The following is a 20,486-nucleotide window of genomic DNA, read 5'->3' as shown; positions in this document are numbered from 1 at the left end:
TGGAGGCGCGCCAGGATGGTCTCGAAGGTGCCGTCATCGCGCCACTGGCGGAACCGGTCATAGACGGTCTTCCACGGGCCGTAGCGTTCTGGCAGATCGCGCCACTTGGCGCCCGAGCAGAGGATCCAGAAGATGCCGTTCAGCACCTGGCGGTCATCGCGGCGGGGGCGCCCCGTTCTCTGCGGCGGTGACACGATGTCCTCGATGATGGCCCAGCCGTTGTCGGAGATCTCGTAGCGTCCTGCCATGGGTCACCTATGCTGCTGTGGCATAGGTGACATTAGCAAATTCAAGTTTTCGGACAAAGCCTAGGCTTTCGAGATCAGTGGTTGGAGGAGTTCATGTACATTAAGCGCGACAGCGATGATCGCATCGAGCTGGTCAGCCGGGAGGAGACACCGGAATGTCCGGAGTACCTGTCGGCGGACTCACCGGAACTGCTGGCCTTCCTGATGGAGGAGGAGAGCGGCAAGGGGGCGGCGCGTTTTCAGGCTTCGGATCTCGCTTTCGTGCGGGTGCTCGAGGACGTGATCGAACTGCTGATGGACAAGGGGGTGATCAGCTTCACCGACCTGCCGGAACCGGCTCAGGAGAAGGTGATGGAGCGCCAGACGCTGCGGCGTAGGCTTAACGGCCTGCAGCTGGTGACCGGCAGCGATGACGAGGGCGGTGTGATATAGACCCGTTGCCGATACTTCGGCAGGAACAAGGGCCGGCGTCCGCGAGGACGTCGGCCCTTGTCGTGATCAGTCCGCCGGCTTCTCATGCTGACGAATGCCAGGCCCGGTGGCCCCATCCAGGCCCAACTCGAAGAGCACACGGGCCTCTTCCCGGTTTTCGACACCCTCGCCGATGGCCAGGATACCCAGCGAATGGCAGAGCGTGGCCATGCCGCGCAGGATGGTCTGCTGCTCGGCGACCCGGTCGATGCCCCTGACCAGGGTGCGGTCGAGCTTGAGGTAGGCGAGCCCCAGGTCCTGCAGGTCGGCGATCCGGGTGAAGGAGGCACCCACGTGCTCGAGGCCAATCCGACAGCCCAGCGGCTGCAGGGCGCGGCACAGGCTGCGAAAGCTCGCCAGGTCGTGGATGGCCATGGCTTCGGGAATCTCCAACCACAGCAGCTTGGCGACGTCCGGACGCGCCTTGAGTCGGGACTGCAGCTCGATAACGAAGTGGGCATCCTGGATCGATGCCACCGACAGGTTGATGCCCAGCGGCTTGCCCCGGTGAGTAATGTCTCGAATGGCTTCATCGATCACCACGAGATCAAGCTGGCTATCGAGCCCCAGTCGCGAGATCCACGGTATGAAGACCCCGGCGGGCTGCCACTCGCCGGCGAGGCGCAGGCGCGAAGGGCACTCGATGTGCAGCAGTTCGCCCGTCGCATCCAGTACCGGATAGTGGGCCAGGTAGATACCCTTGGCCATGGCCACCTGCAGGGCGTAGCGCCATTCGTCGTGGCTGGTGAAGAGGCTGCGCCGCTGCGGGCCCTCGGCGATCATCAGTCCCTCATCGCTGCGCGTCTCGGCCGCCGAGAGGGTGCCGTCGAGACTGGCCAACAGCATGCTGCGCTGATCGCCCTGAGCATAGTCGATCAGCGCGCCGGGAAGCCCCACCGGGGTGCGGCCGCGTTCACGCATCGCGGCGAGACGCCTGCCGAGATCGTGGCGGAGCTGTCCCAGGTCGATCTTGCCGGGTAGCAGCAAGACGAAGTCGCTGCCGTTGAGCCGGCCCACGATGCCGCCGCCGTGAGCCTGGCCGAACTGCTCCAGGCCATGGGCCATTTCGTGGAGCAGGGCGTCGGTCTCGGCGCGGCCCAGCCGCTCGTTGATCTCGACCAGGTGGGCCAGGCGCACCAGGGCGAGGGCACCGCTCGCTCGCGCGTCCTGGCTGTCCAGGTGGATCTGCAGCTGTGAGAGAAACGCCTCGCGATTCAGCACGCCGGTCACCGGGTCGTGCTGTAGCTGCTGTCGAAGCCGATCGAGCTTCTGGCTCTCCTCGCCGAGCATGTTGCCCACTGCGGCGGAGAGCCGATTCATGGCCTCGACCACCTCACGCAGCTCGCGGGTCCGTGGGGCGGGTACGGTCGTGAAGCGGCGTTGACCGATGTGCTGGGCCTGTTCGACCACGGCGCTCAGCGGGCGGCGAATCTGGCGCACGATCCACCAGGTGAGCAGCAGGCTGATGACCGCGGCGAGGCCGAACCAGCCCACCAGGCTCAGGGTGCTCCTCCACAGCGAGCGATAGGCGAAGCTGTGCTGGCTTTCCAGTACCAGGGTGCCGAGTTGTCGCCAGCCATCCTGGACCACGGCCCGGCCGGGCGGCACCTCGATGTGTACCAGATCGACGAACCAGGCCGGCACGTCCCGGATGGCATCACCGCCGAGGCGTTGCTCGATGATCTCGCCCTTCGGGGAGCGCAGTTCCACTCGCCGATAGTGCCCGGTGTCGAACTGGGCCGAGACCAGCAGCTCCAGGGTGACCGGATCCTTGGGCATCTGACTCATCGTCAGCGCCAGGGCGCTGGCGTTGTCGGCGTTCTTGATCAGCACTTCCTGCTCGATATAGGCCCGGCTGGCGGTGACCCCGATGAACAGGCTGCCCCCGAAGGCGAGCAGCAGCAGTGCCGCGACGATCAGCCAGAGCTGCTTGATGAGTGACATGTCCTACTCCCCTTGAATGAATCCCTGCTGTCGCATGCGATCGATCACGCGCCGCCAGCGCGATAGCCGGGCCACCGGGTCGGCGCGTGACTGCGACGAGCCGGCAGCCCACAGGCCGCGGCCGTTGAAGCTGAACAGCGGATCGAGGTCAGTGCGCCGCGAGCCGCGGGTGATCGAGGGCACCAGGTTGTCCAGCACCAGCGGGTCCGCCCCGGGCGTCTCGTAGTAGCCCAGCACCATGTGCGCCTGGGTGATGCTGCTGCGGCCGATACGCGCACGCACGTAGATCAGGCGCAGCTCCTCCTCCGATACGTCGAGCTCCTTGAGGGTGACGTACTTGGCGATGGTGAAGTCCTCGCAGTCGCCTTCACCGCGCCCCAGCGTCTCCAGCGGCGTGGCCCAGTAGTCCTCCTGACGCCAGATAGCGATATCTTCGAGCCAGCGAATGCGCCGGTTGAAGAAGTCGTTGACCCCGCGTAGGCGAGCCTCCAGGTCGGCCGGGCGCAGCCGGTCGAGCAGGGCAAACCACTCCTCGAGGACCGCGACGCCCTGGGCGCCGTACTCCGCCTGCATGGAGCGGCGAAGCTGCTGCGGCGAGAGGCTGGCCGCCACCGGTGATGGGCCAAGACCCAGGCCGGCGAGCAGCCACAAGCTTCCCAAGCCCGCCAGGAAACGGCGACGCACGGGCGAGTCGAGTGTCCGGTATGACGGGGGAGACATGGAGTCGGCCTGAATGAGCACTTGCTCAAGTCTAGGGGGAGCAGGCACCTAATGCGAGCGGGGTGGCCGTTTCAGCACGGCCTTTGCGAGGCTGGCGGCCTATCCCTTGCCCGGCCCGAGCCAGACCCGCAGGCGCCCGACCCAGTCGAGCCGGCTGGCGGCCCGGCGCAGCGCCTGTGCCGCCGCGTCGAGATCCTGCCCCGGCGGCAGGGTGTCGACGTAGAGCGAGACGTCGACCTGGTTGTCCAGGTAGTGCAGATCCAGATCCACGCACGCCTGCCAGATCGGCAGGTCGTGCCAGGCCTGGTCGAGCACGCCCTCGACATCGGCACGCAGCGGCGGGGCCGGGCGCAGGCTGTGTTCGGTTTCTCCCGCGTCGTCTTCAGGGTCGATGTGGAAGGTCACGTCGTGGAGGTTGGGGAAGGTCTCACGCAGTCGGCGGCTGGCCTCGTTACCGATCTCGTGCGCCTCGGACACCGTGACCCGGGGAGGCACCACGATATGCAGGTCGAGCAGGATGTCGCTGCCCAGCTTGCGGGCGCGCAGGTCATGCACGCTGCGCACTCCCGCGACTTCCTCGGCTGCCCGCTGCATGGCATCGCGCTCCTCGGCCGGCAGGGCGGTGTCGATCAGCTCCCGGCCGGATTCCCACAGCAGCCGTCCGCCGACCTGGCCGACCATGACGCCCACCACGATAGCGGCGAGGGCGTCCATCCAGCCCACGCCGACCTGGGCCGCCACCAGGCCGATCAGTACCACCACGGTGGAGAGCGCGTCGGAGCGTGAGTGCCAGGCATTGGCCTCGAGCAGCCGCGAATTGACGCGCCTGGCCACCTGCATGGTGTAGCGAAAGATCCACTCCTTGGCGAGCAGGGCGATAACAGCGATACCGATGGCCCAGAACCCCGGGGCGGGGATGGGCTCGCCCTCAAGCAGCCGGCCGATGCTCGCCCAGGCGATGCCGCCGGCGACGAAGATCAGCACGCTGCCGAGCCACAGGGTCGCCAGGGTCTCGATGCGGCCGTGGCCGTAGGGGTGGTTGCTGTCGGGCTCCTGACGGCCAAAGTGCGTGGCGGCGACGACGAAGAGGTCGGTGAGGATATCGGAGAAGGAGTGGATGCCGTCGGCCACCAGCGCCGCCGAGCCCACCATGACGCCGGCGATCATCTTGGCGACGCCGACGGCGAAGTCGATGACGGCGCCGATCAGCGTGACCCGATGCGCCTCGCGGGTCTGGGCGGCGCGTTCCATCGCGCTGCCGTGTTCGCTCCTGGGCGGTTCATGTGCGCTCGATGACTCGTCCCTCATGCCGTGCGTCTCACTGGCAGCGTCCGGCCTTGTTGAGAACGGGGTTGGCGTACTGGGTCAGCCACCAGTGACGTAGCTCCTCGGGCACCGTCTGCAGCCGTGCCTGGAAGCGCGCACGGTCGGCATCGCTGACTTCGCTCAGCTCCAGCAGCTCCGGCGCCTCGCCCAGCGCCTCCAGGGCCAGGTAGTGGCTGGGGAAGAGGTGGTAGCCGGCGAGCACCTGGCGGTCGACCTCGGCGGCTACCTCCTCGGGACCCGCGAGATCGGCCGAGAGCGGGGTGCCGAAGGTCAGCTGAACCCGTCCCTTGTGGCCGGTAATGCCGGCGACGATGGAGCTGATGTCCTCGAACTCGCTCTTCTCGTAGTTGCCGCTGTCCTCGAGGGCCCGCAGCTCGCGGGCCTTCTGCAGATCGCAGGGATCGTACTCGTAGCTGATCGACACCGGCACCAGGCGCAGCTCGGCGACGGCCTCGCCGATCGCGGCCCGACGATCCTCGCCGCGCCGCGCCATGGTCAGCATCTTGATGATCGCCGGATCGGTGCGGTCGATACCGTCCTTGGCGCGCCCCTCGCGCTGGGCCATCCAGATCGAGTGGTTGTCTCCGAGGATGGAGTGGCGGATATAGGCGGAGAGCTTCTGGTAGGCGGCCAGCATGGCGCGCTTGCCCCGGGCGCTACGCGGCACGATGAAGCTCTTGTTGAGGCGCATCAGGTCGTTGACGTAGGGCTTCTTGAGCAGGTTGTCGCCGATGGCGATGCGCACCGTGTCGCGCCCGGCCAGATAGAGGGCATAGTTCACGAAGGCCGGGTCCATCGAGATGTCGCGATGGTTGCCGATGAAGAGATACGCGGAGTTCGGATCCAGCTGCTCCAGCCCCTCCACCCGAAAGTCGTCGGTTGAGTTCCTGAGCATGCGCTGCATGTAGCTGGCGATGCGCATCTGGAAGTCGTACACGCTGGCCACGCCGCGGGTCTCGCGGCGGATGGCGAAGCTGGCCAGGATCCGCGAGAGCCTCGGCATGACGCGGGCCAGGCGCGGCAGCCGATAGCGGGTCAGAGCGTCCAGCAATTCGCCGTCGTGGACGAGGCGCTCGAGCACCTCGGCCACCTCGTCGTCCTGGTAGGGGCGAATGTCGGCCCAGGGATCGGCTGCGGTGGTGTCTTGTGTCTCGGTCATGTCTTCCAGGCTGTGGTCGTGGGCGATCAGGCGCTCGGGGCGTCGCCGGCGCTGCCGGCCTCGCCACCCAGCCACTCGATCAGGCGCTCGATGTTCTCTGCCAGCGCCTGTGTCATCAGGATGAAGTCGGTCTCCAGCCGCACCAGGGCATCGTCGCCGTCGTCGGTCTGGGAGGCCTCGTCAATGAGGGCGTCGTCGAATCGCAGCGACTTGATCGCGAGGTCGTCATGCAGCACGAAGCTTAGCCGTCCCTCGATCGACAGGGCCAGCTTGCTGGCCTGGCGGCCGCTTTCCAGCAGTTGCTGGATCTCGTCGCTGTCCAGGTCGACCTGCCGAGCGCGCAGCACGCCGTCGTCGCCCTTGGCCTTCAGCTCCACCTGGTCGCCGAGCATCAGGTCGGCCGGCCGCGAGCCGGGGTCGCCGAGCCAGGTGGTCATGGCGCGCATCGGCAGCGTCTGGCTGGCCAGCGGCGTCACCTTGAGGCTGCCCAGGGTCTCACGCAGCAGGTCGAGGAGCTCCTCGGCGCGGGTACGCGAGCTTGAGTTGATGGCGATCAGCTGGCGGCGGCTGTCCCACCACAGATCGACCTTCTGGCTGCGCACGAAGGCGCGGGGCAGCAGCTCCTCGTAGACCTGCTCCTTGATGGTGAGCTTCTCCTGGCGTCGCAGCTTGCGACCCTCGCTGGCCTCGATCGCCTCGCTGCGCTCCTCGACCTCCTCGCGAACCACCGAGGCGGGCAGGATGCGCTCCTGGCGCAGCGCGGTCAGCAGTCGCTGCCCCTGCAGCTCGTGGAGCAGCTGCGTCCCGGCGCGTCCGGCCGGCGCGCACCAGCCCAGGCGGCGTGCCTCGCTGCCGCCCAGCGGACGAAAGGCCTGCTCGTCGAGGGCGGTTTCCAGGCTGGCGGCATCCAGCTCAGGGGCGTCGTGCAGGCGGTAGAGATGCAAGTGCTTGAACCACATGGCGCATTTCCCGGGAGAAAAGGGGGCATATTATGGCCAAAGGGCGGCGCGGGTGCCAGCGCCCTAGGCCATCGCCGAGGCGTCGTGTTCAAACGGTGGTTTGAACGCCGGCGCCCCGGCTGGCTAGAATCGATGTTCTTTTCGTTGTTCATCGTTCAAGCCCAGGAGCCGTCAGCATGGATTCTCGCCTCTCCCGTACTACCCTGCGCGTCAGGGGTTACCACCTCGATGGCTACGGTCACGTCAACAACGCGCGCTACCTGGAGTTCCTGGAGGAGGGACGCTGGGCCTACTTCGATGAGCGGCCTGGCCTGGGGGCCTTCCTGTCGCGCGGCGATCTGGCCTTCGTCGCGGTCAATCTCAACATCGACTATCGGCGAGCCGCCGTGGCCGGCGATGACCTGGAGGTGCTGACCCGGCTCTCCGAGATCGGCTCGCGTCGTGCCCGCATCCATCAGGAAATTAGTCGTGTCGGGGATGGCAAGGTGGTGGCCAGTGCCGACATCACCTTCGTGCTGCTCGACGTGGCGACCGGCAGGGCGGTAACGATCGATGGCGAGATCCGTGAGGCCATGGCGCAGCTGGTGCTCGCCTAGCTCCCTTATCAGTATCCGGGATGGTATGATGTAAGGCTGTTATTGCGCGCCATGTCACGGCCACGTGACGCGCCAACCTGTTGCAGTGCAAAGGATTCGACGACCCATGGGTGACATCGCCAGAGAGATTCTGCCAGTCAATATCGAGGACGAGCTCAAGCAGTCGTACCTCGATTACGCGATGAGCGTGATCATCGGCCGTGCGCTGCCTGACGTGCGCGATGGCTTGAAGCCGGTGCACCGGCGCGTGCTGTTCGCCATGCACGAGCTCGGCAACGACTGGAACAAGCCGTACAAGAAGTCCGCCCGCGTGGTGGGCGATGTCATCGGTAAGTACCATCCCCACGGGGACAGTGCCGTCTACGACACCATCGTGCGCATGGCCCAGGACTTCTCGATGCGCCACGTGCTGGTCGATGGCCAGGGCAACTTCGGCTCCATCGATGGCGACAGCGCCGCCGCCATGCGTTACACCGAGGTGCGCATGGCCAAGCTCTCCCACGAGCTCCTGGCCGACCTCGAGAAGGACACCGTCGACTGGGTCGACAACTACGACGGCACCGAGCGGATCCCCGACGTGCTGCCGACCAAGGTGCCCAACCTGCTGATCAACGGCTCCTCGGGCATCGCGGTCGGCATGGCGACCAACATTCCGCCCCACAACATGGGCGAGATCATCAACGCCTGCCTGGCGCTGATCGACGACTACACCCTGAGCGTCGACGACCTGATCGAGCATGTCCCCGGTCCGGACTTCCCCACCGGGGGCATCATCAACGGCCGTGCCGGCATCCTCGAGGCCTACCGCACGGGCCGCGGGCGCATCTACGTGCGCGCCTGTCACACCATCGAGCATGACGACAAGACCGGTCGCGACCACATCATCGTCAGCGAGCTGCCCTATCAGGTGAACAAGGCGCGGCTGATCGAGAAGATCGCCGAGCTGGTGAAGGACAAGAAGATCGAGGGTATCGCCGAGCTGCGCGACGAGTCCGACAAGGACGGCCTGCGGGTGGTGATCGAGGTCAAGCGCGGCGAGTCGGGCGAGGTGGTGGTCAACAACCTTTTCGCCCAGACCCAGCTGCAGACCGTCTTCGGCATCAACATGGTCGCCATCGAGGATGGCCAGCCGAAGATCATGAACCTCAAGCAGATCCTCGAGGCCTTCATTCGCCACCGCCGCGAGGTGGTCACCCGGCGCACCCTGTTCGAGCTCAAGAAGGCCCGCGAACGCGGTCACATTCTCGAAGGCCTGGCGGTCGCCATCTCCAACATCGACGAGGTGATCGAGCTGATCAAGGCCTCGCCGAATGCCTCCGAGGCCAAGGAGAAGCTGCTGGCCGCCACCTGGCAGCCGGGGCAGGTCACCGAAATGCTCGAGCGGGCCGGTGCCACCTCGTGCAAGCCCGAGGATCTGGAAGAGGGCTTCGGCCTCAGCCAGACCGGTAGCGACTACCGCCTGTCGCCGGCCCAGGCCCAGGCGATCCTCGAACTGCGTCTGCACCGTCTGACCGGGCTCGAGACCGAGAAGCTTCTCGACGAGTATCTCTCGATCCTCGAGAAGATCGCCGAGCTCACTGCCATCCTGGCCTCCGCCGATCGCCTGCTCGAGGTGATCCGCGAGGAGCTCACCGCGGTGCGCGACCAGTTCGGCGATGCGCGCAAGACCGAGATTCAGGCCAGCCATCTGGACCTGCGTCTCGAGGACCTGATCGCCGAGGAGGACATGGTGGTTACCGTGTCCCGCACCGGCTATGCCAAGACCCAGCCGCTCTCCGACTACCAGGCCCAACGCCGTGGCGGTCGCGGCAAGTCGGCCACGTCCATGAAGGACGAGGACGTCATCGAGCACCTGCTGGTGGCTTCGACCCACGACACCGTGCTGCTCTTCTCCAACCGCGGCAAGGTCTACTGGCTGAAGGTCTATGAGATGCCGGTGGCCAGCCGCGGCTCGCGCGGCAAGCCGCTGGTCAACCTGCTGCCGCTGGACGAGGGCGAGGCGATCAACGCCATCCTGCCGGTGCGCGACTACGACGCGCAGAGCTACATCCTCTTCGCCACCGCCAAGGGTACGGTCAAGCGCACCAGCCTCGAGCAGTTCTCACGGCCGCGCAGCGTGGGCCTGATCGCCATCGATCTCGACGAAGACGACCGCCTGGTCGGCGCTGCCATCACCTCGGGTTCCGATCACGTGATGCTGCTGTCGTCCAACGGTAAGGCGATCCGCTTCGAGGAGTCCAACGTGCGCGCCATGGGCCGCACCGCCCGCGGCGTTCGCGGCATGCGCCTGCTCGAGGGTGCGGAGGTGATCAGCCTGATCATCCCGCAGAGCCAGCAGATCGATGCCGAGGCCGGCTTGGAGAATGAGGCCGAGGCCGAAGCAGAGGAGGGCGCCAGCGTCGAGGCCGGCAACGGCGGCCAGATCTACATCCTTACCGCCAGTGAGAACGGCTACGGCAAGCGCACCCGCCTCGAGGAGTTCCCGCTGCGCGGCCGAGGCGGCCAGGGCGTGATCGCGATGCAGACCAGTGAGCGCAACGGTGCCCTGGTGGCCGCCATGCAGGTCTACTCCGCGGACGAGATGATGCTGATCACCGATCGCGGCACCCTGGTGCGTACCCGCGTCGAGGAGGTCTCCACCACCTCGCGCAATACCCAGGGCGTGATGCTGATCCGCCTCGGCAACGACGAGAAGCTGGTCAAGACCGTGCGCGTCGATGAGCCCGAGGAGACGGTGGAGCCGGAGATCGAGGAAGACACCGCGCCGACGAGTGACGACGCGCCCTCGACCGGTGACGCGGATGCCGGCGGCGAGACCGGCGAGCAATAAGGACACCCAACGCTGATGACACGTCACTACAACTTCTGCGCCGGTCCGGCGGCCCTGCCGGCCGCCGTGCTGGAGCGTGCCCGCGACGAGATGCTGGACTACCGGGGGCGTGGCCTCTCGGTGATGGAGATGAGCCACCGTTCGCCGGAGTACGTGGCCATCGCCGAGCAGGCCGAGGCCGACCTGCGCGAGCTGCTGGCCATTCCGGACAACTACCGAGTGCTGTTCACCCAGGGGGGCGCCAGCCTGCAGTTCTCCGCGGTGCCCTACAACCTGCTGGGCCACGGCGGCCGCCCCAACTTCCTGCATACCGGAATCTGGGGCAAGAAGGCCATCGCCGAGGCTCGCCATCTGGTCGGCGACGTGCACGTCGCCGCCAGCAGCGAGAGCAACGGCCACAGTGCGGTGCCGCGCGAGGAGGAGATCGTCCTCTCGGAGGACGCCGCCTACCTGCACTACACCGCCAACGAGACCATCGGCGGTCTCGAGTTCGACTATATTCCCGGCAGTAAAGAGGGGGGGCTGCGCCGCCCCGATGGCACTGAGGTGCCGCTGGTCTGCGACATGTCCTCGAGCATCCTCTCGGGGCCCCTCGATGTCTCGCGGTTCGGCGTGATCTACGCCGGCGCCCAGAAGAACATCGGGCCGGCGGGCCTGGTGGTGGTCATCGTGCGTGATGATCTGCTGGATCGCGCCCGCGATGACATGCCTTCTCTCCTGGGCTACCGGGCGCTGGTTGATGCCGGCTCCATGGTCAACACCCCGGCCACCTACAGCTGGTACCTTGCCGGGCTGGTCTTCGAGTGGCTGAAGCGTGACATCGGCGGGTTGGCCGCCATGGACGCCCTCAACGCGCGCAAGGCCGACAAGCTCTACGCGGCGATCGATTCAAGCGCTCTTTATGCCAACCCGATTACGCTTCGCAATCGCTCGCGCATGAACGTGCCCTTCGTGCTGGCCGACGCGAGCCTCGATGCGGCCTTCCTGGCCGAGGCCGAGGCGGCCGGGCTCCTGAACCTCAAGGGCCACCGCAGCGTCGGCGGCATGCGGGCGAGCCTCTACAACGCCGTGCCCGAGGCCGCCGTCGACGCGCTGATTGCCTTCATGGCCGATTTCGAGAAACGCAGGGGATAACTCCATGACCGAGCCTTCCGTCAGCCTCGAGGCGCTGCGCCAGCGCATCGACGCCCTCGACAACGATATTCTGCGCCTGATCAGCGAGCGCGCCGCCTGTGCCCAGGAGGTCGCCGCGATCAAGGCCGAACATGAGTCCGGCGGCGTCTTCTACCGGCCCGAGCGCGAGGCCCAGGTGCTGCGTCGCGTCATGGAGCTCAATCACGGCCCGCTGGACAGCGAAGAGATGGCGCGACTGTTCCGCGAGATCATGTCGGCGTGCCTGGCCCTCGAGCAGCCGGTCAAGGTCGCCTACCTGGGGCCGGAGGGCACCTTTACCCAGCAGGCCTCGCTCAAGCACTTCGGCGAGAGCGCCATCAGCTTGCCGATGGCCGCCATCGACGAGGTGTTCCGCGAGGTGGAGGCCGGCGCCGTCAACTACGGCGTGGTGCCGGTGGAGAACTCCACCGAGGGCGTGATCAACCACACCCTCGACTCCTTCATGGACTCCTCGCTTCGCATCTGCGGCGAGGTGGTGCTGCGCATCCACCATCATCTGCTGGTGGGCGAGACCACCCGTCGGGACAAGGTGTCGCGGATCTACTCCCATCCGCAGTCCTTCGCACAGTGCCGCAAGTGGCTCGACGCCCACTTCCCCCACGCCGAGCGGGTGCCGGTCTCCTCCAACGCCGAGGCGGCGCGCCTGGTCAAGACCGAGTGGCACAGCGCGGCCATCGCCGGCGATATGGCGGCCAAGCTCTACGACCTGTCCAAACTGGCCGAGAAGATCGAAGACCGCCCGGATAACTCCACGCGCTTTTTGATCATCGGCAACCAGGACGTGCCGATCTCCGGCGAGGACAAGACCTCGCTGGTGGTAGCGATGCGCAACCAGCCCGGCGCGCTGCACGATCTGCTCGAACCCTTCCATCGCCACCATATCGACATGACGCGTCTCGAGACCCGTCCGTCGCGCAGCGGCGTGTGGAACTATGTCTTCTTCATCGACTTCAAGGGGCACCGCGAGGAGCCGCAGGTCGCGGCCATGCTCGAAGAGGTCAAGCTGCGCGCCGCCGAAGTGAAGGTGCTGGGCTCCTACCCGGTCGGCGTGCTCTAGGCATGGCGGTGGAGGTGCGCGAAGCGCGGATCCTGATCGTCGGACTCGGCCTGATCGGCGGCTCGCTGGCCGCCGCCCTGCGCGCGGCCGGTGTCGGGGCCGCTAAGAAAGATGCGGCCGGCTTCGGTCGTCGCGATAGCGACGATGCCGGCGGGGGCGGGCCGGTGAAGAGAGCCGAAATCCTGGCCTGCGACCCCGATGCCGGAGAGATTGCGCGCGGCGTGGAGATGGGCCTTATCGACCGCGGCGACACCCGTCTGGCGCCGCTCGTCGAGGGCGTGTCGCTGGTGGTGCTGGCGGTGCCCGTGCTGGCCATGGCCGGCGTAATGCGAGAGCTTGCCGGCTGCCTGGAGCGGGCCGCACCCGACGTCGTGGTTACCGACGTGGGCAGTGCCAAGGCGGCGATCCGCCGCTCGGCCATCGCCGCCTTCGGGCGCATGCCGGCCAACCTGGTGCTGGGACACCCCATCGCCGGCTCGGAGAAGAGCGGCGTGGCCGCCGCCGATCCCGCCCTCTATGCGCGTCACAAGGTGATCCTCACCCCGGAGTCCGATACCGACCCGGCCGCCACGGCCCGGGTGCGGCGGCTCTGGGAAAGCTGTCATGCCGAGGTGCTGGAGATGGCCGTGGAGCGCCACGACCAGGTGCTGGCCCGCACCAGCCATCTGCCGCACCTGCTGGCCTTCTCGCTGGTCGACACCCTGGCCCGCCAGGACGAGCGGCTGGAGATCTTTCGCTACGCCGCCGGCGGGTTTCGCGACTTCACGCGCATCGCCGGCAGCGACCCGGTGATGTGGCGGGACATCTTCATCGCCAATCGCGACGCGGTGCTCGCCTCCCTGGATGACTTCGAGGCGGGCGTGGCGCGGCTGCGCCGGGCCGTGGAGAGCGGCGACGGCGATGCCATGCTGGCGACCTTCGATCGCGCCAGTCATGCCCGGCACTATTTCGAATCCCTGCTCAACCAGACCAGTTATCAGGCGGAGTATCAGATGCAACAACACGGCAAGCTGCGCTTCCGGGCGAGCCCCGGCGGCAACGTCGCCGGGCGGATTCGCGTGCCCGGCGACAAGTCGATCTCCCACCGCGCCATCATGCTCGGGGCCCTGGCCGAGGGGGTCACCGAGGTCAAGGGCTTTCTCGAGGGCGAGGATAGCCTGGCCACGCTGCAGGCCTTCCGCGAGATGGGTGTGGCCATCGAAGGGCCCCATCAGGGGCGCGTGACGGTGCACGGCGTCGGCATGCACGGCCTCAAGGCACCCGCCGGCCCGCTCTACGTGGGCAACGCCGGCACCGCCATGCGGCTGTTCGCCGGGCTTTTGGCCGGTCAGGCCTTCGATACCGAGCTCACCGGCGACGCCTCCTTGACCAAGCGCCCCATGGGACGCGTGGCCGATCCGCTGCGCCTGATGGGGGCCAGGATCGATACTGCCGAGGGTGGGCGTCCGCCGCTGCACCTCCATGGCGGCGAGCCCCTCACGGGCATCACCTACGATATGCCGATGGCCAGTGCCCAGGTGAAGTCGTGCCTGCTGCTCGCCGGCCTCTATGCAAAGGGCGAGACACGCGTTCGCGAGCCGGCGCCGACCCGCGACCATACCGAGCGGATGCTGGCCGGTTTCGGCTACGCCGTCCAGCGCGAGGGCGACACCTGCTGGCTCGAGGGCGGAGGCAGGCTCAGCGCCGCGCCCATCGACGTGCCCTCGGATATTTCCTCGGCGACCTTCTTCCTGGTCGCGGCGGCGATCACTCCGGGATCGGATCTGGTGCTCGAGCACGTCGGCATCAATCCGACCCGCATCGGGGTGATCAATATCCTGCGGCTGATGGGTGCCGATCTGCGCCTCGAAAACGAGCATGAGGTGGGCGGCGAGCCGGTCGCCGACCTGCACATCCGCTACGCGCCGCTCACGGGCATCGACATTCCCGTGGACCAGGTGCCGCTCGCCATCGACGAGTTCCCGGCGCTGTTCATCGCCGCGGCCAATGCCGAGGGCGTGACGCGCCTGCGCGGCGCCGAAGAGCTGCGCGTCAAGGAGTCCGACCGGTTGAAGGCCATGGCCGACGGCCTCGCGACCATCGGCGTCGAGCACACCCTGCTCGAGGACGGCATCGATATCGTCGGCGGCGGCCAGGCGCAAGGGGCCAACTACGGCGGCGGGCGCATCGACAGCCTGGGCGATCACCGCATCGCGATGTCGTTTGCCATCGCAGCCCTGCGCGCCGGTGAGCCGATCGATATCGACGACTGCGCCAACGTCGCCACCTCCTTCCCCGGTTTCATCGACCTGGCGTGTCGCGTCGGGCTGGCTATCGAGGAGCAGGAGGCATCATGAGCAGTGCGGCACCGGTACTTACCATCGACGGCCCCGGGGGGGCCGGCAAAGGCACCATCAGCCGCCTGGTCGCCGAGCGTCTGGGCTGGCATCTGCTGGACAGCGGCGCGCTCTATCGCCTGACCGCCCTGGCGGCGGTCAAGCACGAAGTCCCGCTGGATGACGAGGCGCGTATCGCCGAGGTCGCCCTGGGCCTCGACGTGGTCTTCGTCGCCGAGCCAGAAACGACTCGCGTGCTGCTGGAGGGCGAGGAGGCCACCACGACCATTCGCACCGAGCAGGTGGGCGATGCAGCCTCCCGGGTCGCGGCCCTGCCGGCGGTGCGCCATGCCCTGATGCAGCGGCAGCACGACTTTCGCAAGCCCCCGGGGCTGGTCGCCGACGGGCGGGACATGGGCACCGTGGTGTTCACCGAGGCGCCCCTCAAGATCTTCCTCACCGCCTCGGCCTCCGAGCGGGCCCATCGGCGTCAGCGTCAGTTGCAGGAAGCGGGGGTCGATGCTAGTCTATCGAGTCTTTTAGAGGAGATTCAGGCGCGCGATGCACGCGACATGCAGCGCAGCGTGGCCCCGCTCAAGCCGGCCGATGATGCCATTACGCTTGACACCACGCGCCTGACGATACCGGAAGTGGTGGATCGGCTGACGGAACTGCTGACCGAGCGTGGTCTGGCACCCGACACCTGACACTCCCTTGCGGCGTCCCCGGGAAGATGTGATGACGTGGTCCGGCACCTTCATGTGCCGTAAGCCGGGCCAGGTCGAACCAGCGCTAACATCCCCGGGGGCCTGGTAAATAAGGCCCGCACTCGCTGGTGGTGCGGAGATGGCGGTAACGCCGTACTCAACGTTGATCACGTAGGAACATCATGAGCGAAAGCTTTGCTGAACTGTTTGAACAGTCTCTCCAGGACATCAACATGGAGCCGGGCGCCATCGTCCAGGCTACCATCGTCGACATCGACGGCGACTGGGTCACCGTCAATGCCGGCCTGAAATCCGAAGGTCAGATCCCCTCGTCGCAGTTCCGCGACGAAAACGGCGAGCTTTCCATCGCCGTCGGTGACGAAGTCCACGTCGCCCTGGAAGCCGTCGAAGACGGTTTCGGCGAGACCCGCCTGTCCCGCGAAAAGGCCAAGCGTGCCGAAGCGTGGAAGGTGCTGGAAGCGGCCTTCGAGAAGGAAGAGATCGTCAAGGGCGTGATCAACGGCAAGGTCAAGGGCGGCTTCACCGTCGACGTCGACTCCATCCGTGCCTTCCTGCCGGGTTCTCTGGTGGATGTCCGCCCCGTGCGCGACACCACCCACCTCGAGAACAAGGAACTCGACTTCAAGGTCATCAAGCTCGACCCGAAGCGCAACAACGTCGTCGTTTCCCGTCGTGCCGTGCTCGAGGCCGAGAACAGCGCCGAGCGTGAGGCCCTCCTGGCCACCCTGCAGGAAGGTCAGCAGATCATCGGTATCGTCAAGAACCTCACCGACTACGGCGCCTTCGTCGACCTCGGTGGCGTCGACGGCCTGCTGCACATCACCGACATGGCCTGGAAGCGCATCAAGCATCCGAGTGAGATCGTTGCCGTGGGCGACGAGATCACCGTCAAGGTGCTCAAGTTCGACCGCGAGCGCAACCGTGTCTCCTTGGGCCTGAAGCAGCTGGGCGAAGATCCGTGGGTCAACATCAAGGATCGTTACCCGGAAGGCACCAAGGTGCACGCTACCGTCACCAACCTCACCGACTACGGCTGCTTCGCCGAGCTGGAAGAGGGTGTCGAGGGTCTGGTCCACGTGTCCGAAATGGACTGGACCAACAAGAACATCCATCCGTCCAAGGTCGTGCAGGTCGGCGACGATGTTGACGTCATGGTGCTGGACATCGACGAAGAGCGTCGTCGTATTTCCCTGGGTATCAAGCAGTGCACCACCAACCCGTGGGAAGACTTCAACGCGCGCTACAACAAGGGCGATCGCGTCACCGGTACCATCAAGTCGATCACCGACTTCGGCATCTTCATCGGCCTGGAAGGCGGTATCGACGGCCTGGTGCACCTGTCCGACATCTCCTGGACCGACACCGGTGAGGAAGCCGTTCGCTCCTTCAAGAAGGGCGACGATGCGGAAGCCGTCATCCTCTCCATCGATCCGGAGCGTGAGCGCATCTCCCTGGGCATCAAGCAGCTCGATACCGATCCGGTCTCCGAGTTCCTGGCGGTCAACGACAAGGGCTCCATCGTCACCGGCCGTGTGGTCGAGGTCGATGCCAAGGAAGCTCAGGTCGAACTGGCTACCGATGTCGTCGCCGTGCTCAAGGCGTCCGAGATCAGCGCCGACCGCGTCGAGGATGCTCGCAACGCGCTGAACGAAGGCGACAGCGTCGAGGCCCGTATCATCGGTGTCGATCGTAAGAACCGCCAGATCGCTCTGTCCATCAAGGCCAAGGATCAGGATGACACCCGTCAGAACCTGAAGAAGTTGCGTGAAGAGAGCTCCGACTCCGGTGCTACCACCATCGGCGACCTCATCAAGCAGCAGATGGGGCAGGACTGATACCCGCGGGATTTCTCCCGCCTATCGGTCGATAAAAGGCGCCGCCCCGAGGGGCGGCGCCTTTCGTTTGTTTGTGCTTTGGTCGGTGGTGTTGTTTCGGAGGTGCTGTTTCGGGGGCGCTGTTTCGCTGGCATTGATGCGTGGCATCGATGCCAGATGTGGCGTAGGCGTGGCGAAGAACGAAGTTCCGAAAAATATGTGGGGCTTCTTATCAAATAAGGCTTCCTTCAAGTTTTTGGGCAATGCTTCGGCGTATTGATTGGCAGTGTTTGAGACTATTAATTCCTGAACTGGGAATGAGTGTTCATACACTTGCCAAAGAAGTTTAAACAGGCAATAATGCCTTGCATCCCCTAATGCCCAATAAGGAATCTTTTAGATGTCATCGATGCTCAGCAACTACATGCAGATGGAGCAGCAACTGAAGCAACTCCAGTCGGAACTGGACAAGCTGCAGAATGATGATCGCCTCAAGGCTGAACTCGAGTTCAAGGAAAAGCTCGAAGCGCTGATGCGCGAGTTCGACAAGAGCGCCGCCGACGTCATCGAGCTGCTCAATCCCAAGCCGGCCGCCCAGGCCAGCGCGGCTGCCCCGGCAAGCGGCGGCACCCGTCGCAAGCGCAAGCTGAAGATCTACAAGAATCCGCATACCGGCGACGTGGTGGAAACCCGCGGCGGTAATCAGAAAACGCTCAAGGCGTGGAAGGATGAGCACGGCTCCGATACCGTCGAATCCTGGCTGGTTCGCGTCGAGGAGTGATCCTCGCCGCTATCGCCTTCACGACGCCGCCCCGTGGGGCGGCGTCGTCGTATCGGGCTTCCCTGTTGTCGGCAGGGTTTCGTCGCTCCAGGCTTTTATATGGCGTGGCCGGGCGATCATGGGAAGGTGATTCACTCGGCCTGAGGCGGTATAATTATCACATTCCCGATTAACGGCGATGGCCCTTATTACCTATTCCCGCCCGGCCGTCGCTTCGACGCTATTGGACTCACATGAAACAGCAGAATTCCCGACAGCCCGTGGACGAGCGTGAGAAGTTGCGCAAGTTCCGCGAACTCGACGATGCCTTCGCCGAGGCATTACGCAGTCTCGATGCTTCCGACGATAAGTCGGGCGGTACCAGCGACGCGTCCGTGCGTGAACTCGACGGCCAAGAGCGGGACGCGGCCGTTGAGCCGCAGGACGAGAAGAGTCGCCAGCGTCTGTTCGAAGACCGCCTTGCGGCGCTGATGAGCGAATACGCTCAGCCGGCTGAACACGTCAGCCGGTTACTGCAGACGCTCAAATCCCTCGGACGCATCGCCTGAGGCGATATTGGCACCTTACCGGTAGCGAAACACCCTGAGGCTTGGCAGGAAGGCGACGTCTTCCAGCCGCTCGTCGCGGCGACGAGCCCGGGTTCGCGTGGCGGGCGGCGTCGGCGAGGGATGGTTGTGGTCGGGCAGGCGGCCGTCGGGGCTCGGCACGAACAGCGGCAGGGCGATGTTCATGGCCCGACGCGTGCGGCCATCCTCGAGCGGCTCGCGGTAGAAGAGGTTGGCGCGCATCAGCGGGGCCTGAGTCTGCACCTGGGCCAGCGGCTCGCCATCGGGGATGCCGGCAAGCTGGCGCAGCTGGATGCGAACATGGGGGGCATCGCTGTCGAGTGCCAGCAGTTTCTGCTCGGCTTCGCGCACCGTCAGCCGCTTGATCGAGCGTCCGCTCGAGTACCAGGCGAGTCGCACGCGCGCCACCGGGGCCTCGGCCAGAGGAATCGAGCGCCAGCACTGCTTGAGGTGCAGCCGTGCCAGGCCCGTGCCGCGCAGGTGATCGTGCAGGGCCGGGTGACGAAACGGCAGCACCGCCTTGATCTCCGGGATCAGCGAGGGCACCTCGCGGCGGATCTCGGCGAGCAGCGCGGCGAAGGCCTGCTTGGTGGCGTTGACCTCCTGGGCGGCCTCCATCACGCGCTCCGTGGCGGCCACCAGGCCGACATGGCTGCGCGTCGCCCGGCCGTCCTGGCCGTCCTGATACCAGACATCCAGCAGACACCGGCGCAGCCAGCCGGCGTCGGCCGTCGCGTCCTCGAAAGACCAGGCTGCCCCGCCTGAGGCCTGCCAGTGCGCTACCAGGGCATCGGTCTGCTCGAGCAGGCGGTCGAAGAGCGCCTCCAGCTCGGCCAGCAGCCGGTATTCCGGGCGTTGGCTGCCCTGAGTCACGAGGCGTTGCCATCCCGGTCGGCGCGCGCCAGCAGGGCGTCGAGGTCGGTCTCGTCCATGGCGGGCTCGCCGGCGATACGGTGAGATTCGTCGGCCCAGGCGCCGAGGTCGAGCAGGCGGCAGCGTTTGCTGCAGAAGGGGCGGTAGGCATTTTCCTCGCGCCACAGCACCTTCTTACGGCACTGCGGGCAGGCGACTTCCAGGGGGCGTGCGGTGTCTTGCGTGCTCATGGGATATCGTCCTGGGCGGAATGTCGGGAAAGGATGGGGATTCAGGGCGCCGGAGGCAAGTCGGCGGCGGCCCGGTAGCGGCGGTCGAGCTCGGCCACCTGACGCGCCAGGGCGTCGTCGTCGGCGGCATTGTCGATCACGTCGTCGGCGCGTTCCAGGCGGGCCTGTCGCGGCATCTGGGCGGCGACGATGGCGCGCGCCTGGGACTCGTCGACGTCGTCCCGCGCCGCGGTACGCGTGATCTGCAGCGACTCGGGGACGTCGATGACCAGGCAGCGGTCGACCAGTGCCGCCTGGCCCGACTCGAAGAGCAGCGGCGAGACCAGCAGCACATAGGGCACCGACTGGGCCTCGAGCCTTGCCAGGTGAGCGATGAGCCGCTCGCGGACGCGCGGGTGGGTGATCGCCTCGAGCCGGTGACGCTCGGCGTCATCGTCGAAGACGATCGCGCGCAGCGCGCGGCGATCGAGGCGGCCATCCGCGGCGATGACCTTGGCGCCGAAATGCGCGGCGATCTCGGCCAGGGCCGGCTCGCCGGGTTCGACGATCTCGCGGGCCACGTCATCGGCATCCACCCAGGGAACGCCCAGCGCCGCGAAGGCGCGCGCCACCGTGGACTTGCCCGAGGCGATGCCGCCCGTCACGCCAATGATCATCGTCGTCTCCCGTGATTCATCGTGGGTCTCGAGGGCCGGA

19 protein-coding genes are annotated in these 20,486 nt (G+C 66.3%); 10 read left to right on the top strand and 9 right to left on the bottom strand.

What is annotated here, in order from left to right; all coding sequences use genetic code 11:
• Positions 1–248 (bottom strand): transposase (locus tag BM388_RS13170; RefSeq protein WP_139233945.1); only part of this gene is annotated, 248 nt, incomplete at its 3' end.
• A gap of 93 nt (positions 249–341) precedes the next feature.
• On the opposite strand from BM388_RS13170, the gene BM388_RS13165 reads away from it, so the two are divergent.
• Positions 342–680 carry a tryptophan synthase subunit beta like protein gene (locus tag BM388_RS13165; protein ID WP_089850903.1) on the top strand — a complete coding sequence of 113 codons (339 nt, stop codon included), beginning with the start codon at positions 342–344 and terminating at the stop codon, positions 678–680.
• A 66-nt stretch (positions 681–746) separates the two neighbouring features.
• Here BM388_RS13165 and BM388_RS13160 read toward each other — a convergent pair whose 3' ends face one another.
• The 5 genes from BM388_RS13160 to BM388_RS13140 all read right to left on the bottom strand — a co-directional run bounded on the left by BM388_RS13160 (position 747) and on the right by BM388_RS13140 (position 6,827).
• Complete coding sequence (locus BM388_RS13160) at positions 747–2,663, bottom strand: bifunctional diguanylate cyclase/phosphodiesterase (protein ID WP_089850901.1); 1,917 nt, start codon at positions 2,661–2,663, stop codon at positions 747–749.
• A 3-nt stretch (positions 2,664–2,666) separates the two neighbouring features.
• Positions 2,667–3,383 (bottom strand): transglutaminase-like cysteine peptidase, encoded by a 717-nt coding sequence (locus tag BM388_RS13155; RefSeq protein WP_089850910.1) that lies wholly within the window; start codon positions 3,381–3,383, stop codon positions 2,667–2,669.
• Positions 3,384–3,482: 99 nt separating this feature from the next.
• On the bottom strand, positions 3,483–4,634 hold the full coding sequence (locus tag BM388_RS13150; protein ID WP_089850899.1) for a cation diffusion facilitator family transporter: 1,152 nt from the start codon (positions 4,632–4,634) through the stop codon (positions 3,483–3,485).
• Between the two features lie 67 nt (positions 4,635–4,701).
• Positions 4,702–5,868: a 1-acyl-sn-glycerol-3-phosphate acyltransferase gene (locus tag BM388_RS13145; protein ID WP_089850908.1), complete on the bottom strand. Its 1,167-nt coding sequence runs from the start codon at positions 5,866–5,868 to the stop codon at positions 4,702–4,704.
• Between the two features lie 26 nt (positions 5,869–5,894).
• Positions 5,895–6,827 carry a recombination-associated protein RdgC gene (locus BM388_RS13140; protein WP_089850898.1) on the bottom strand — a complete coding sequence of 311 codons (933 nt, stop codon included), beginning with the start codon at positions 6,825–6,827 and terminating at the stop codon, positions 5,895–5,897.
• Between the two features lie 176 nt (positions 6,828–7,003).
• Between BM388_RS13140 and BM388_RS13135 the strand changes: the two genes are divergently transcribed.
• The 9 genes from BM388_RS13135 (at position 7,004) to BM388_RS13095 (ending at position 18,669) form a co-directional block, all read left to right on the top strand.
• Entirely contained in the window at positions 7,004–7,423 is a 420-nt protein-coding gene (locus tag BM388_RS13135; protein ID WP_089850896.1) for an acyl-CoA thioesterase, read from the top strand.
• A 106-nt stretch (positions 7,424–7,529) separates the two neighbouring features.
• The gene (gyrA, locus tag BM388_RS13130) at positions 7,530–10,253 is read left to right on the top strand and encodes a DNA gyrase subunit A (RefSeq protein WP_245781549.1); all 2,724 of its coding nucleotides are present in this window, start codon (positions 7,530–7,532) and stop codon (positions 10,251–10,253) included.
• A 15-nt stretch (positions 10,254–10,268) separates the two neighbouring features.
• Positions 10,269–11,387 (top strand): 3-phosphoserine/phosphohydroxythreonine transaminase, encoded by a 1,119-nt coding sequence (gene serC / locus BM388_RS13125; protein WP_089850894.1) that lies wholly within the window; start codon positions 10,269–10,271, stop codon positions 11,385–11,387.
• Positions 11,388–11,391: 4 nt separating this feature from the next.
• The gene (gene pheA, locus BM388_RS13120; RefSeq protein ID WP_089850892.1) at positions 11,392–12,483 is read left to right on the top strand and encodes a prephenate dehydratase; all 1,092 of its coding nucleotides are present in this window, start codon (positions 11,392–11,394) and stop codon (positions 12,481–12,483) included.
• Positions 12,484–12,485: 2 nt separating this feature from the next.
• A complete protein-coding gene (locus BM388_RS13115; protein ID WP_089850889.1) occupies positions 12,486–14,819 on the top strand; it encodes a bifunctional prephenate dehydrogenase/3-phosphoshikimate 1-carboxyvinyltransferase in 2,334 nt (777 codons plus the stop codon).
• Positions 14,816–15,505 (top strand): (d)CMP kinase, encoded by a 690-nt coding sequence (gene cmk / locus BM388_RS13110; protein ID WP_089850887.1) that lies wholly within the window; start codon positions 14,816–14,818, stop codon positions 15,503–15,505. Before BM388_RS13115 ends, cmk begins: the two co-directional genes overlap by 4 nt.
• 182 nt (positions 15,506–15,687) lie before the next feature.
• Entirely contained in the window at positions 15,688–17,361 is a 1,674-nt protein-coding gene (gene rpsA, locus BM388_RS13105) for a 30S ribosomal protein S1 (RefSeq protein WP_089850885.1), read from the top strand.
• A gap of 379 nt (positions 17,362–17,740) precedes the next feature.
• Complete coding sequence (locus tag BM388_RS13100; RefSeq protein WP_089850883.1) at positions 17,741–18,121, top strand: histone-like nucleoid-structuring protein, MvaT/MvaU family; 381 nt, start codon at positions 17,741–17,743, stop codon at positions 18,119–18,121.
• A gap of 233 nt (positions 18,122–18,354) precedes the next feature.
• Positions 18,355–18,669 (top strand): hypothetical protein, encoded by a 315-nt coding sequence (locus tag BM388_RS13095; RefSeq protein WP_089850881.1) that lies wholly within the window; start codon positions 18,355–18,357, stop codon positions 18,667–18,669.
• A 15-nt stretch (positions 18,670–18,684) separates the two neighbouring features.
• On the opposite strand, the gene BM388_RS13090 is transcribed toward BM388_RS13095, so the two are convergent.
• From BM388_RS13090 to coaE, 3 genes are read right to left on the bottom strand one after another with little or no spacing between them, the layout of a single operon-like run.
• Positions 18,685–19,560 carry a DNA replication terminus site-binding protein gene (locus tag BM388_RS13090; RefSeq protein WP_089850879.1) on the bottom strand — a complete coding sequence of 292 codons (876 nt, stop codon included), beginning with the start codon at positions 19,558–19,560 and terminating at the stop codon, positions 18,685–18,687.
• A complete protein-coding gene (gene yacG, locus BM388_RS13085; protein WP_089850877.1) occupies positions 19,557–19,790 on the bottom strand; it encodes a DNA gyrase inhibitor YacG in 234 nt (77 codons plus the stop codon). Before yacG ends, BM388_RS13090 begins: the two co-directional genes overlap by 4 nt.
• 41 nt (positions 19,791–19,831) lie before the next feature.
• A complete protein-coding gene (gene coaE / locus BM388_RS13080) occupies positions 19,832–20,446 on the bottom strand; it encodes a dephospho-CoA kinase (RefSeq protein ID WP_089850875.1) in 615 nt (204 codons plus the stop codon).
• Between the last annotated feature and the right edge of the window lie 40 nt (positions 20,447–20,486).

Origin of the sequence: Halomonas saccharevitans (assembly GCF_900116405.1) — a bacterium.
GTDB classification, from domain to species: Bacteria; Pseudomonadota; Gammaproteobacteria; order Pseudomonadales; family Halomonadaceae; genus Halomonas; species Halomonas saccharevitans.
Note: the sequence above shows the minus strand (reverse complement) of the source record. Positions and strands in the feature narration are given on the sequence as shown.

Coding starts and splice junctions, on each gene's coding strand:
- BM388_RS13135 (WP_089850896.1), top strand. CDS start 7,004: ATGGATTCTCGCCTCTCCCGTACTACCCTGCGCGTCAGGGGTTACCAC.
- gyrA (WP_245781549.1), top strand. CDS start 7,530: ATGGGTGACATCGCCAGAGAGATTCTGCCAGTCAATATCGAGGACGAG.
- serC (WP_089850894.1), top strand. CDS start 10,269: ATGACACGTCACTACAACTTCTGCGCCGGTCCGGCGGCCCTGCCGGCC.
- BM388_RS13155 (WP_089850910.1), bottom strand. CDS start 3,383: ATGTCTCCCCCGTCATACCGGACACTCGACTCGCCCGTGCGTCGCCGT.
- BM388_RS13095 (WP_089850881.1), top strand. CDS start 18,355: ATGAAACAGCAGAATTCCCGACAGCCCGTGGACGAGCGTGAGAAGTTG.
- pheA (WP_089850892.1), top strand. CDS start 11,392: ATGACCGAGCCTTCCGTCAGCCTCGAGGCGCTGCGCCAGCGCATCGAC.
- coaE (WP_089850875.1), bottom strand. CDS start 20,446: ATGATCATTGGCGTGACGGGCGGCATCGCCTCGGGCAAGTCCACGGTG.
- BM388_RS13100 (WP_089850883.1), top strand. CDS start 17,741: ATGTCATCGATGCTCAGCAACTACATGCAGATGGAGCAGCAACTGAAG.
- BM388_RS13160 (WP_089850901.1), bottom strand. CDS start 2,663: ATGTCACTCATCAAGCAGCTCTGGCTGATCGTCGCGGCACTGCTGCTG.
- BM388_RS13150 (WP_089850899.1), bottom strand. CDS start 4,634: ATGGAACGCGCCGCCCAGACCCGCGAGGCGCATCGGGTCACGCTGATC.
- yacG (WP_089850877.1), bottom strand. CDS start 19,790: ATGAGCACGCAAGACACCGCACGCCCCCTGGAAGTCGCCTGCCCGCAG.
- BM388_RS13140 (WP_089850898.1), bottom strand. CDS start 6,827: ATGTGGTTCAAGCACTTGCATCTCTACCGCCTGCACGACGCCCCTGAG.
- cmk (WP_089850887.1), top strand. CDS start 14,816: ATGAGCAGTGCGGCACCGGTACTTACCATCGACGGCCCCGGGGGGGCC.
- BM388_RS13115 (WP_089850889.1), top strand. CDS start 12,486: ATGGCGGTGGAGGTGCGCGAAGCGCGGATCCTGATCGTCGGACTCGGC.
- rpsA (WP_089850885.1), top strand. CDS start 15,688: ATGAGCGAAAGCTTTGCTGAACTGTTTGAACAGTCTCTCCAGGACATC.
- BM388_RS13145 (WP_089850908.1), bottom strand. CDS start 5,868: ATGACCGAGACACAAGACACCACCGCAGCCGATCCCTGGGCCGACATT.
- BM388_RS13165 (WP_089850903.1), top strand. CDS start 342: ATGTACATTAAGCGCGACAGCGATGATCGCATCGAGCTGGTCAGCCGG.